Here is a 13422-nt window from a genome sequence, read left to right on the forward strand (position 1 = left end):
GGGATCCAGGCGGGTGGGGTCGGGGGGGATTCGGTTGTCTTCCCTTTTGATGCGCTGGGGTGACGATTCCCGCGTCTGTTTTAGATGTTGGACGACGCCCTTCTTCAGTGCCTGAGGTGCTTGGGCTGGCGCAGGCCAATCTGCGCCGGATGGCCGACTCTTTCGATGATCAAACTGAATCGATGCTTGCTCGATCTGCCTTGAACCTACTGCTATCGACATTCAAAAACTCCTAAGGAAACTCCAAATTTTCCCTCTACCTATGCGCGAATAATGGGTGAAGGGAAGAGGCGCAGCTCAGGAGGCTAATGGATATAACGACGAAACCCGCGTCACTGCCCGAAAGCATCGCTCGTCGAGCGAAAGCGGGCGGTTTATCGCCATATTTAATTCCGCCATTTTTGATGGCCGTCTCATCGCGGTTTTTCGTCGCGATGGTCAGTTTGACTAAATGTGCTGCGAATTTTTCGAGTGCCGGGATGTCGGGAAAAGCAGGGTGTTGGGTGATTTTGACGAGTCGGAAAATCCGTGAAGCGTGACGGCGCGCGGATACTTGCTGAAAACGCGCGAGCGCACGCCGCCGGTGCAGCCGACCCGCCGTCGTCGCTCGCCGCGCTAATCAGCCGCCTGCTCCGCTGGATCGGTCCGGCCCGCTTGCTTCCACTTCGCCGAGTACCGGAAATGGCTGCCCACCTCGATCGCGACGCCCAATGCGATACCGCAAGCCGCGACCAGCAGTCCGACATGCCGGAACGCAATCTGATCGGCAAGCCAACCGGTCAGCAATGCGAAGAAGACGAGCAAGCCGGTTCCGATCGCATTGCTGCCGGCCGTCAGCGTGACGATATCTTCCGGTTCGCTGGTTTGGATCAGCGCCGATTGCGCTGCTGTAAACGCAACTTCGAACAAGAAGATGAACGCGAAGTAAAGCGCGAGCAATTGCGTGCGCGATTGCGCGAAGGTCGTTGCATAAAGGCTCGCCGATGCCAGAAGGTTGACGGCGAAGCCGAAATGGCCGAGCTTCACGAGCTTCGGCATGATCGACACGGCGAGTGCGCCGAGCACGATCGCAATGCCGCTTGCGACCTGCAATTGCATGACCGCGGTATCGGACAACGCCATCGTCCGGATCGGCAGGATGGTGCGCGCGGCGTTGTGAAAACCTTGGAATACGCCGGTTGCGACACACAGATAGCAGAACGCGCTGAACAGCGCGCGGTGCTTCATGGCTGCGGCGGCGGCCGACGCGATCGCGCCGCGCGCAACAGGTGCAGCGCGCCGCTGCGGTGTCACGTTCGGTAGTAATGCGTAGCAACTCGCCGAGAACACGAATGCAGCCGCGCTGATCTGTGCGACGCCGAGCAACGACACGCGGCTCACGAGCACGCTGCCAAGCACGCCGCCAAGCACGCCGCCCAGGTAATACGACAGATTGAATGTCGATGATGCCAGTTCAAGCTGACGGCCTTCGAACAAGTATTTGACCATCACCACGCGGCTCGTTTTCGTGATCGCTTCGACAAAACCGCGCAGCAGGAAGCAACCAAGCACAGGTATCACCCAGCCGTGCGCGAGCAACAGCCCGATCGTCAATGACAGCACGGCGCCGCTCAGATCGCTGGTTACGATGGTGCGACGCAAGCCGGCGGTCTCGCAGATGCGCCGGATCGTCGAGACGAGCAGCACCGGCAGGATCCATTGGAACGCAAACACCGACGCCGCGCCGATGCCTGAACCATGCACGCGGACCAGATTGGACGACACCGCGAGCAACAGAAAGAACGTGCCGGTGGCGCTGACCAGCATCGCCAGCCATAGCAGCAGGAACCGTCGGTCGCGCGCGAGGAGTAGCCAATCCCGCATAGTTGTCCTTTCTCAATCGTTGATTTCGACCAGCTTGATGCCCAGCACCCGCTCCACGTCCGCGTGCACTTGCGCGACCTGGCGTACCACGTCCGTGTAATTGTCCGCGGTCATGCGCACCACGCCGTGAACGCCATAGTTGTTGTCCATTTTACGCAGCGCCATTCCGGCGCGGATATCCGAGCTGCCGGAATGCAGCCGCGGGAGAAACGCATCGAACCAGTCGGCCGGCAGATCGTCGCGCACCACGCAGTCGCGCTCGGCCGCGATGAACGAATGGCTCGCGGCCGTCAGCGTTGGCAGGCGCTCGATGTTCAGGCGCTCGCCCAGGTAGACGCGCACCAGCAGCTCAAACAGGTTGACGCCGCTCGATGCGCGAATCAGATCCGGAATCGAGCCGCCGGCGATGCGCGGATTGACTTCGACGAGCTGCGGGCCGTCATGAGTGTAGATGAATTCGACGTGGAAGATCCCGAGATCCAGCCCGAGCGTGCGCACTACGCGGATCGCATAATCGGCCGCCGCCGCGTATTGCTCGTCGCTCAGACCGGACGGAATCGTCGAGCCCATTTCGAGGATCGGATTGTGGCGGCCGGTCTTGCGCCGCACGATCGCAAGCGGTGCCCATTCGCCGTGGGCGCTCGCCGCGACTTCGATCGAGAACAGCGGCCCGAGCGCGATCTCTTCGATGATGAACGCGAGCGAGACTTCGTCCTTCAGGCCATCCTCCAGTGCGTCGAATTCCCTGACCGCTTGCTCGAAGTGCGCGGCGAGCCCGGCGTCGTCGTGAACCACCGAGGTCAGGATCTTGCCCATGCCGGTGGCCGGCTTGACGATCGCCGGATAGCCGATCCTAGTGAGTGCGTGCCGTGCTGCGTCGAGCGACGTGACGAACGCGTATTTGACGCACGGCACGCCCGCTGCCGAGAGTAGATCGCGGCACGTTGCCTTGTTGCGGGCATTTTGAATGCCGGCGACGCTGGTGCCGCGCAGTTTTGCGCGCTCGGCCGCGATCGCGGCGGGCAGCGCACACATGTGCAGCGCGCTGAGCACCGTATCGACGCGGTGCTCGGCGGCGCATGCCGTGAGCGCCGCGTGAACGGCGTCGGCGTTTTGCGTGTCGGCGGCTTGCCAGGTGAAATCGACAAGGCGCTTGCGCTCGCCCTTGGCGGTGTCGTCAAGCAGCCAGTCGAACTTGCCGGACGTGATCAGCGACACGGTATGGCCGAACCGCTTCGCGGCTTCCAGCGCTTGAAGGCCGGGGCGGGTCGTTTCGACGAAAACTAGGTGAGCCATGAGGGGGTAGTTTATTCGTATTCGTGGGTGGAAACAGAAATATCGGACGACGGCTCGTTCGGCGCAAGCCCCGGACCTTGCGGCTCGCGGCCGCCTGCGCGCAAAGCTTGCAGGATCTGGCCGCCGCGCAGCGCGTATTGTCCGGTGGGCGTCAGGCTGTTGTCGTCGTATGGGTATGGATTCATCCCCATCACGAAGAGCGGCAGCGTTCCGGCGCCGGGCACGCGCAGCCGGCCGGCGCGATCCGTCTCTACGATGCCGCCTGCCGCGCACATTGGCACGTCGACGCCGTCGACGGTAAGCGGCAGCACGTTGCTTTCGTAGCCGAGCGCCTGAACGATGTAGTCGGCTGCGTCCAGTTTCGGTGCGGCCGCCGCGATCGACGGCGCGCGCAGCAATGTGAAGCCGGACACGCGGCCCGCCGCGATGTCGACGAACGTGGCGCGCGCCGCATGGCGCAGGCCGGAGTAGCGGAACACGTTGCCGGTTTCGGGGCACTGATTGAGCGCCGGATCGGGCACGGCTTCCAGTGGATGATGAGGCTCGGCCGCGTATTCGTCGAAATTGCGGTAGAACAGCTTGACCGGGCCACGGTGCTGCAGCGTCACGGTGCTGCCGGCCGCCAGCGCACCCGGCGCGCGCAACAGATTCGCGATCGCATACGCGCTATGTGAGCCGCCGACGATATGCACGTTGACCGGTGCCTCGCGCCAGCGGGCGGGCACGCCGTGTTCGACGATGTGCCGGGACAAGAGCAGCTTGTCGCGCCAGCGTGCCAATTCGGCGTGCGGCCGTTCGCGGATGCCGGTGGCCAGCACCGCCATATGCGTATGAATGCGCGTGCCGTCGTCGAGATGCACGGTCGCTGCGTCGTGCTCCACGTCGATGCGCATCGCCCGGCGGCGTTGCCATACACGCGTCGCGCCCAATTGATCGCGGATCGCGTCGCCAAACGGACGCAGCGCGTTCGCGAGCCGCGCGAGCGGGAAGCTGCCGGCTGACTGGCGCAGCAAGGTCACGTCGGCGTGGCGCAGCGCACCGCCGAATGCGCGCTCGGGGTGGACCCAGCCGAAGAAATCCGAGCCGTAGGAGTTCGAATCGATCCGATACGACGCGAAGCTGCCCGGACCGAGACGGTCTCCGGCATCGACGACGCCGATCCGGCATTCGAGCAAATCGGGATTGGCGCTCAGCAGGCCGGTGCCGCGCAGTCCGCATCCCACCAGTAGCAAGTCGAGGGCTTGATCGGGTTTCATGGTTGCTGGCATTGGTACGCGACGGCGCATGACCGTCGCGTGCCTGCTTTGCCGTTCAGGCTGCGAGCGAAGCGGGCTGAACCGTCGGCAGCATGACCATCATCCTGTCGCAGACTTCGGCCGCATGTTCGAGCCGGCGCGCCATGCCGAGCGCGATCGGCGCGAGCAGTTCGGGCTGCTTGTCGAGCAACGGCAGTACCACTTCGTTCATCCATCCGTGTGCGTGCTCCACGTCGACCACGGTGTGTTCGAGCAGATAGCGCATCCGGTCATCCGCCCAGCCGACCCGGCGCCAACCCATGATCTGCTGGTCCAGGCGGCCTGGCACCATCAATTCGGTCGCGAGCATCATGCCGATTGCCTGCGGCAGCAACGCGCGATTGAACACGGCGTGGAAGTACATGTTGGCAAGTCGCAGCTCTTCGACGCAGAAGCGTTCGATCTGCGACAGATAAACGTCGTCGACTTCGTCGAGCGCGCTCGTCATGTCCAGGCGCAGTTGCCGGTGCATAGCGGCCGTTTCGCCGCGGCCCATTTCATCCCAGAAGTTCTTCGAAAATTCCGATTTGGCCGCGCCGTAGACGCCCGGCAGCATTTTGGCGAGGATGTCGCCGAAATGGATGTCGAACGGCGTTTCTTGAATCAGGAATTCGCGCAGTTGCGCGTAGCTTGCGGTGTCGCGCAAAAAGGCGAAGAGCGGGTGGCCGACGTTCGAGCGATGCGCTTGACAATGCCGTGTCGCCCACGCTTCGAAATCGGCCGGCGCGGGCAATGGGCCGAAGAAATCGCAATAACACGCGGTTTCGCGTTCGGACCACGCATCCTCGAACATTTGCCGTAGCCGGTCGAAGCGGTGATGATCGAGATTGCGCCAGCCGGGTGTCCACGGCGCGGCGATCCGGCCGGCATACAACGCGTAGAGGACGCGGTGCAACGCCATCTCGGCGCTGGCCTGTCTTTCGTCCGGCGTGCCGAACGCCGCCCTGCAGGCATCCTCGGCTGCCTGGAACAGGCGCTGCCACTCCTGCTCGGTCGAGACGGCCTCGATGCCGAGAAACAGCGGCCAGACGGGATGGCTCGTCGTTGCTTGGGAATGCGCGATCATGGGAGTCATGGTTGTCTCTCGATTTCGTTAGTTGTGTTGAAGCAATTGCGTATTCAGCCACTCGGCGACTTCATCCTCGGTGAAGAGCGACTGATTGAGGGCGCGGTGATAATCGGCGATGCAGCGGCGCAGATCGTCGTGTGCCGATGCGCTGCGCCGTTTCCACTCGGCTTCGAGCAGCGGATACAGCCGATCCGCAAGCTCGGCGGTCGGTTCGAGTCCGTGAGGCTCGAGCAAGCGGGTTTCCCGCAAAAAGCGCAGCAAACCATCCCGTCCACTGCGCACGCCGAACATCTTGACGAGACTTGAGCCGATCTCGTGCGGATCGAGGATGTCGAAAATCGTCGGTGCTTTGGCGAGCAGCTCGGTGCGTATGCCGCTCTGGATGCTGTGCGTGATCACGCCGGTGATCGCTTGCGCGGGATTCTCAAGCAATCCGTACAATCGTTCGCTGAGCCGGCTCAAAGCGAACAGGCCACGGTAGTCGAAGCCCGCGAGTTTGATGCCGTACAGCTTGCGCAATGCCATTGCCACTTCGGCAAGCGCCGGATGGCCGGCGCGATTCGCGAAGCCGCCAACCGACACGTCGACGCCCTGCAAGCCGAGCGACAGGCCCACGATCGCATTGCTCGTTGCCATGCCGAAATCGTCATGGAAATGGCCGTAGAAGCGCAGTGCCGGATGGCGCGTGACGAGCGTGCCGACGGTCTGCTCGAGTTGATGCGGCAGGCAGGTACCGGCGGTATCGACGAGCCGCACCTGTTCGAAGCCATGCCGGGCGACGAGATCGACCGCATTGACGAGATGGCCGTGGTCTGCGCGAAATGCATCGAGCAGACCGATCATCACGCCACCGCCTCGAAAGCGTTTGAGCGTCGGCAGAAACGCGTCGAGCCACTGTAGATTGAAATCGCGCCGCTCGGCCGTGGTGTGGGCGTCCCAATCGGCCTGATCGAAATCGATCGCGCAATCCTTGCGCAGAATCACCGGGAACAGATGTTGGACTTGTTGATCGGAGACCGAATGAATCGCGATCAGCCACACCGAATCCAGCGGCAGGCCATGTTCGTGCGCGATCCCGTCGAGTGCCGCGAACGATTGCTCCATCGTGATGCCGACATGCGAGATCACCATGAAGCGCACATGCGCGGCAATCCGGCCTGCCTGCTGCCGGCGCAGCAATTCGGCGAGGAACGCGATGTTGTGCGGGACGTCCGGAAACATGCCCACCACGATCGTGCGCACGCCGCACGCGGCAATGGCTTCCGCAAGATCGCATTTCGCTTCGATCGTCGGTGGCACGGTTGCGCGCTCGGCGCCTTCGCGCAGCGATTCGTCCATCAAATCGATATCGGACTTGAAGTAATACGTGCGTTCCGGCAGCACCATGCGTGTAATGCTCGAAGCGGTGCTCATGCGGCCACCTCGTCTGTCGCACGCGTGCGATGGTCGGTATCGACGGCGTAGCCGTTGGCGCGCATCCAGTCGTCGTCGAGGAATTTACTCAGATACATATTGCCCGAGTCGGGCAGGATCACCACGATGTTCTTGCCCGGATAGCGGGCGCTGATGCGCGTGGCGACCGACATCGCGCTGCCGCTCGATCCTCCGCACAGAATCCCTTCTTCGCGCACGAGGCGGCGCGCCATCACGAACGATTCGCGATCGTCGACCTGGACGATGTCGTCGATCACGCTGAAATCGACGGCCTTGACCAGATAATCCTCGCCGATGCCCTCGACCTGGTAGGTATGCGGCGTGCTCAGACGCCGGTGATGGAAGTATTCGTAGAACACGCTGCCGATCGGATCGACGCCAATGATCTGCACATTGGGATTGCGCTCTTTCAGATAGCGCCCAATGCCGCTGATCGTGCCGCCGGTTCCAATGCCGGAAACCAGAACGTCGATTTCCCCTTCGGTTTGCTCCCATATTTCGGGGCCGGTGCTCATATAGTGCGCTTCGGCATTCAGCGGGTTGTTGTATTGATCGGGGTAGATCGCGTGCGGCGTCGTCGAGGCGATTTGCCGGGCGACGCTGTAGTAGCTGCGAGGATCGGCGGCGTCGACTGCGGTGGGCGCCACGACGACTTGCGTGCCATAGGCCCGCATTCGAGAGATTTTTTCGCGGCTCATCTTGTCAGGAATGGTGACGATGCAACGCAGGCCATGTGCTGCCGCCACCATGCTGAGTGCCGCGCCGGTATTGCCGGACGAATTCTCCACCAACACCGAATCCTGCGTGAGTTCGCCGCTTTCCTGCATGCGCTTAACCAGATGCTTGACCAGGCGATCCTTGATGCTGCCCCCGGGGTTCATGAACTCGAGTTTGGCGTAGATGTTTGCAACATGCCCCTCGCCGAGTAACCGATTGATCTTGACGAGTGGGGTATGGCCGATCGCATCGAGAATCGATTCTGAAGCCTTCATGTCATTACTCCGCTTATTAATTGGCATAACTAACAGATTGATGTTGGGAACGACGCGTCCAGGCGTGTTCCGACATATCTGTCGGGCCGCCCTATGCCTGAGCATCCGACAAGAAAATGGATATGCGGAGATACCCTCGGTGCAGCGAGTGGTTTGCCCTGATCGCTGCGCTTATCACATTTAGTTCTATGGTTATTCCATAGAAAAAATAAAGCAGTGTCAATCCGTGATTTGGAAGGCCAAATCGAAGGGGCTAAGTAATGTATAGAAAATTAGGAGAACGGTCGTTCGAAAAAGACGGCTTTGAGAGGGCGATGGCAGATATTGAAGTGGGTGCCGGGAATCAGATATTGATTTTGTTATTTTCCGGAAAGAGTTGCTGTCAAAATTAACAGGTTGCGAAATGGGAAGTTCTATTGATTTATTTTTGGACAAATCTATGAAGATTCAGACGTAGGATAAGTTCGATAGGGGATTACCCGCGTTTGGCGCTGGTTGAACTACTTGCATTTCTCGATGATGACTGGTGCGCTTGCTTTTCGACACATTGTGAGGTGCGCTGCCGTGATCGCGCACTTCCTTGGGATTTAATTCGACGGCATGTGACGGTGCAATTCGCTGAATGATCGTAAGATTGATGGATGTGACGAGTGGCTCATGCCGCCTTGTGAAGTGGCTGCTTGTTCGGTGAAAATTAGTCCCTCGAGATCATCCGCGCTCGATATTTTCAGTATTCTTGAAATTGCGCTTTAAAGAAACTGCGCTATGTGACCTGGTCGAGCGAAAGACCTGCAGGAAACGCACGACACCAAAGTTCTTGACGACGATGTCCGATCCCGCCTTCTTTGGGACGAACGGAACTTGGTCATCGGTGAGCCACTACGGCTGGCTGTTTTGCGGCAGGCTCGAAATCACTGCTCGGCAAAATCGGTACACGTCACATTACTTCGAAACGCTTCGCGCGCAGCAAACTTGAACACATTGAGTGCCTTGCGTCATTGAAGCCTTGTCGCGCGACTGTCGGCAATTGGAGCGGAAATCCCGCGGTTTCTATAAGGTCAGGCACAGTCGAGCTTGCTAATGTCAGCGGGTGACAAACGGCGGCGTAACGCCCGCCGCGCTCTCGCTGCGGGCGAATTTTCGTTCGCGTAACAGCGCGACCCGGCAATTTTCGCGGGCCGTTTCGTTGCCGGCGTCGTCGAGCAGCACGAGATTCCCACGCATCACATTGAACGTGACGACCGCGCCGGTATCGGACGCAAGTGCTTCAGGCGTGTGGTGCGAACCGGTTGGCTCGAGCACGGTGCTGCCTGGCCGGGCGACCCAGTCGTATTCGCGATAACGCCATTCGCCTTGCAGCGTATAGACGAATACCGGACCATCGTGCCGATGGCGCGGCAACGCGAGACCTACCGGCATCTTTAGGAGTACAGTCAGTTCGTCGCTTGCGACATTGATGTGCAGATACTTGATTTCGAGACCAGGCAGCTTTGCATCCATTGGCAGCCACGGGCGATCGTCGTCCTGTACGCATGGAATCGGCGGCAAAAGGGCAGAGGGAATGAGCGGAGGCGGTTGATGCATGGCGTCGATATGGCGCTTCGTGCGCGGCAAAATGTGTGAAGCGCGATTATCGCAGACCGGGCCGTGGAATGCCGCGCGGGCTCAATTCGCGGCGGCGCGGATTGGATCGCGAGCGCTGTCGTCGGTATGGTTTGCCGATGAAAGTATTTCCAGCGCGATGCCTTTTGTTTCGATGCCAAGCAAGCCGACTGCGAGCGCCGCCGCGGCGAACGACAGCGCACCAAGCGTGAATACGCCGCGTTGCCCGAACACGGGCAGCACGATGCCGACAACGTATGGCCCGATCAGCGAGCCGACGCGCCCGATTGCCGAGGCGAAGCCAGAGCCTGTTGCACGCACGCCGGTACCGTACAACTCCGGCGTATACGTATAGAGTACGGCCCACATGCCGAACAGGAAGAACTGCATCGCGAGACCGGTGCCGATCAGCAGAGCGATGCTGCTGCCGGCGATCGCACTTTGTCCGTATGCATAAGCCATTGCACCGCCGCCGACGAGTGATGCAATGCAGGTAGGCTTGCGGCCCCAGCGTTCGACGAGCCATGCGGCGCACAGAAAACCAGGGATGCCGCCGAGCGAAATGAGCACCGTATAGAACACCGACTGCGTGACGGCGAAGCCCGCTTGTTGTAACAACGCGCCCAACCACGACGTGAGACCATAAAAACCAAGCAGTGCGAAGAACCACAGCAGCCAGACCATTGCCGTGCGACGGCGATAGGCGGCGCTCCAGAGCTCGAGCAGCGCGCCGCCTCGGCGGGTGACGGGCGCGCCGGGATCGGCGTTCAATCGTGCGGGCGCGGGCAGGCTCGTGATGCGGGCGGATCGCCTTACCTTTGTTTCGATATCTGCGAGCACACGCTCGGCATCGGCGAGACGCCCCTGGTGCTCGAGCCAGCGAGGTGATTCCGGCACGAGCCGGCGGATGACGAGCACGAACACGGCGGGCAGCGCGAGCAACGCAAACACGGTGCGCCAGCCGAACGTCGGTAACACGTAATAGCTGACGATGCCGGCGGTGATGAAGCCGAGCGGCCAGAAACCGTCCATCAGCGCAATCAGCCGGCCGCGTTTTGCCGCCGGAACGAATTCGGACAACAGGGTTTGCGCAACCGGAAACTCCATTCCCATGCCGATGCCGAGCAATACCCGATAGACGATCAGCGTTTCAACGCTTTGCGCGGTCGAACACAGATAGGATGCCGCACCCCATAGCACCATGCTCCACTGAAACACCGGCCGCCGGCCGAAGCGATCGGCAAGCAGGCCCGCGGCGGCGGCGCCGGCCACCATTCCGAAGAAACTCGCGCTCGCCACGGCACCGGCCGTCGCGCTCGACAGGCCGAATTCCTTTTTGATCGAGCCGAGTACGAATGTCATCGTGCCGAGATCGATCGAGTCGAAGAAGAAGGCGATTGCGATGATCGAGAAAATCAGCCGGTGATAGCCGGAAAACGGCAGACGTTCGAGACGCTCGGCGGCACTCGCGCGCGGGGCGGACGAGCGGAAGGCGGCGGTCATGGCATCCTCCGGCAAGGCGGCCTCGAAGCGAGGCGCGGTCTGCTCAGTAGACTCGGCCATTATTCGCCGCCATAGAAGGAAAGCGGCATTGGGCTGGAACGCCCGCGCCATGCACAACGCGCGCCGTTCGTCGATTCAACTCTTCAAGCGGTAGCCGGTCCGGAAGATCCACGCGACGACGGCGAGCAGCACGACGAGGAAAAGCGCGGTCATGCCGAGGCTTGCGCCGATGTGCACGTCGGCGAGCCCGTAGAATGCCCAGCGAAAGCCGCTGATCAAATAGACGATCGGATTGAACAGTGTGACGACTCGCCAGAATGGCGGCAGCATGTCGACCGAATAAAAGCTGCCGCCGAGGAACGTGAGCGGGGTGATGATGAGTAGCGGCACGAGTTGCAGCTTCTCGAAGTTATCGGCCCAGATTCCGATCACGAAGCCGAACAGGCTGAAGGTGAAAGCCGTCAGAAGCAGAAAGACGAGCATCCAGACTGGGTGCAGGATATGGAGCGGTACGAAGAGCGCGGCTGTCGCGAGGATGATGAGTCCAAGTATGATCGATTTCGTCGCCGCCGCGCCAACGTAGGCGACGACGATTTCGAGCGGCGAGATTGGTGCCGACAGCAGTTCGTAAATTGTGCCGGTGAAGCGCGGGAAGTAGATGCCGAACGACGCGTTCGAGATGCTCTGCGACAGCAGTGACAGCATCACGAGGCCCGGCACGATGAACGAACCGTAGCCGATGCCGTTTACGTCGCTGATCCGCGAACCGATCGCGGAGCCGAACACGACGAAGTACAGCGATGTCGAGATCACGGGCGCGATGACGCTTTGCATCATCGTGCGCCGGGTGCGGGCCATTTCGGCGCGGTAAATCGCGCGGATCGCGTGGAAATTGATCATTCGTCGTTACGCTTATCGGGTATCGGCCGCGTGGCCGTTTGCATTTTCGTTGCCATTGCCTTCTCCGTTGCGCTGGTTGCCGACCAGGCGCACGAAGATTTCCTCGAGCGAGCTTTGTGTCGTGCGCAGATCTCTGAAGCGGATGCCTGCCGCGCCGAGCGCGTTCATCAACTCGACGATACTGGTGCGCTCGCTGCGCGTGTCGTAGGTATAGACGAGTTCGCCGCCGTCGCGCGACAGCTCCAGCCGGTACGCGGCAAGCTCGGGCGGCACGCCCGCGAGCGGCTGCTCGAGTTGTAGCGTGAGCTGTTTCTTGCCGAGCTTGCGCATCAGATCGGCTTTCTTATCGACGAGCATGATTTCGCCGCCGTTGATGATGCCGATGCGGTCGGCCATTTGTTCGGCCTCCTCGATATAGTGCGTAGTCAGTACGATCGTCACGCCGTCGGCGCGCAATTCTTCGACGAGCCGCCACATGTCGCGGCGCAGCTCGACATCGACGCCCGCAGTCGGCTCGTCGAGAAACAGCACGCGCGGCTCGTGCGCGAGCGCCTTGGCAATCAGCACACGCCGCTTCATGCCGCCGGACAGCGTGATCAGCTTGCTGTCACGCTTGTCCCAGAGCGACAAATCCTTCAGTACCTTCTCGATATAGTCTGCGGCCGGTGCTTTGCCGAACAGGCCGCGGCTGAAAGACACCGTGTTCCATACCGTTTCGAACGCGTCGATCGTCAACTCCTGCGGCACGAGCCCGATCAGCGCGCGGGCCGCGCGGAAATCGTCGCGGATGTCGTGCCCGCCGACTGTCACACGGCCTTCGGTCGGCGTGACGATGCCGCAAATCGTGCTGATCAGCGTGGTCTTGCCGGCGCCGTTCGGCCCGAGCAGCGCGAAGATTTCGCCGCTCAGGATATCGAGATTGATGTTTTTCAGCGAACGCACGCCGGATTTGTAAGTTTTCGACAGATTGGAAACGGACAGGATCGGCTGCATGCTTGGCGGACGTTGAGTCGAGCGGGCAAAGGCTCTTGTTGCGAAGCGCGCGGGCAGACAGGCCGGATGCGGGACGGCGCGACGCGGACATATCGGAACACTTGCCGCAACGACGGGATCGCTATCTTAGCAACCGCCCGGAAAATTTGCACAACGCACCGACGCAGGCTTTCGGCGATGGTTTTATAGCAGGCGGAAGCAGATGTCAGCAGGAGGGAGATCGGGGAGGCGGCGCGCTGGCTGGCGCGGTTCGGCGCGGCCAGGATGCGGCCGGCGATTTGACGGATCGGCGCAGACGGACTGTTTTCGGCTGCGCCGATGGCCGGCACTGAGCGGGCGCGGCCTGCGCCGTGCATGGGCGGCCGGCGCCTTTGTGCAGCACTGGCCGGACGCCCCCGTTTGCCGGGCCGATTACAGTCTGCCTGCTGTGCGATTGCGCCGGCCGGGCCGATTGCCCTAGTTGGCACGACGAGCC

The 13422-nt window shown here is 61.3% G+C and carries 11 protein-coding genes; all 11 read right to left on the reverse strand.

What is annotated here, in order from left to right; translation table 11 throughout:
- A partial coding sequence (locus BSIN_RS26185; RefSeq protein WP_218192406.1) for a hypothetical protein occupies nucleotides 1-222 on the reverse strand: 222 nt, incomplete at its 3' end.
- Nucleotides 223-615: 393 nt separating this feature from the next.
- Complete coding sequence (locus BSIN_RS08850; RefSeq protein WP_089340203.1) at nucleotides 616-1863, reverse strand: MFS transporter; 1248 nt, start codon at nucleotides 1861-1863, stop codon at nucleotides 616-618.
- Nucleotides 1864-1875: 12 nt separating this feature from the next.
- Nucleotides 1876-3159: an ATP-grasp domain-containing protein gene (locus BSIN_RS08855; protein ID WP_089340204.1), complete on the reverse strand. Its 1284-nt coding sequence runs from the start codon at nucleotides 3157-3159 to the stop codon at nucleotides 1876-1878.
- An 11-nt stretch (nucleotides 3160-3170) separates the two neighbouring features.
- On the reverse strand, nucleotides 3171-4415 hold the full coding sequence (locus BSIN_RS08860) for an FAD/NAD(P)-binding protein (RefSeq protein ID WP_175581864.1): 1245 nt from the start codon (nucleotides 4413-4415) through the stop codon (nucleotides 3171-3173).
- Nucleotides 4416-4470: 55 nt separating this feature from the next.
- Nucleotides 4471-5529: an iron-containing redox enzyme family protein gene (locus BSIN_RS08865; RefSeq protein WP_218192407.1), complete on the reverse strand. Its 1059-nt coding sequence runs from the start codon at nucleotides 5527-5529 to the stop codon at nucleotides 4471-4473.
- 18 nt (nucleotides 5530-5547) lie between these two features.
- The gene (locus BSIN_RS08870) at nucleotides 5548-6936 is read right to left on the reverse strand and encodes a hydroxymethylglutaryl-CoA lyase-like TIM-barrel protein (RefSeq protein ID WP_089340206.1); all 1389 of its coding nucleotides are present in this window, start codon (nucleotides 6934-6936) and stop codon (nucleotides 5548-5550) included.
- Nucleotides 6933-8054: a PLP-dependent cysteine synthase family protein gene (locus BSIN_RS08875; protein WP_256583705.1), complete on the reverse strand. Its 1122-nt coding sequence runs from the start codon at nucleotides 8052-8054 to the stop codon at nucleotides 6933-6935. The genes BSIN_RS08870 and BSIN_RS08875 overlap by 4 nt, the downstream gene beginning before the upstream one ends.
- Nucleotides 8055-9032: 978 nt before the next feature.
- A complete protein-coding gene (locus BSIN_RS08880; protein WP_089340239.1) occupies nucleotides 9033-9533 on the reverse strand; it encodes a 2,4'-dihydroxyacetophenone dioxygenase family protein in 501 nt (166 codons plus the stop codon).
- Nucleotides 9534-9614: 81 nt separating this feature from the next.
- The gene (locus BSIN_RS08885) at nucleotides 9615-11054 is read right to left on the reverse strand and encodes an MFS transporter (RefSeq protein WP_089340207.1); all 1440 of its coding nucleotides are present in this window, start codon (nucleotides 11052-11054) and stop codon (nucleotides 9615-9617) included.
- A gap of 135 nt (nucleotides 11055-11189) precedes the next feature.
- The gene (locus BSIN_RS08890) at nucleotides 11190-11954 is read right to left on the reverse strand and encodes an ABC transporter permease (protein ID WP_059520261.1); all 765 of its coding nucleotides are present in this window, start codon (nucleotides 11952-11954) and stop codon (nucleotides 11190-11192) included.
- Nucleotides 11955-11966: 12 nt separating this feature from the next.
- On the reverse strand, nucleotides 11967-12947 hold the full coding sequence (locus tag BSIN_RS08895) for an ABC transporter ATP-binding protein (RefSeq protein ID WP_059520262.1): 981 nt from the start codon (nucleotides 12945-12947) through the stop codon (nucleotides 11967-11969).
- Nucleotides 12948-13422: the final 475 nt, after the last annotated feature.

The sequence above is a fragment of the Burkholderia singularis genome, assembly GCF_900176645.1.
In the GTDB taxonomy this organism is placed as follows: Bacteria; Pseudomonadota; Gammaproteobacteria; order Burkholderiales; family Burkholderiaceae; genus Burkholderia; species Burkholderia singularis.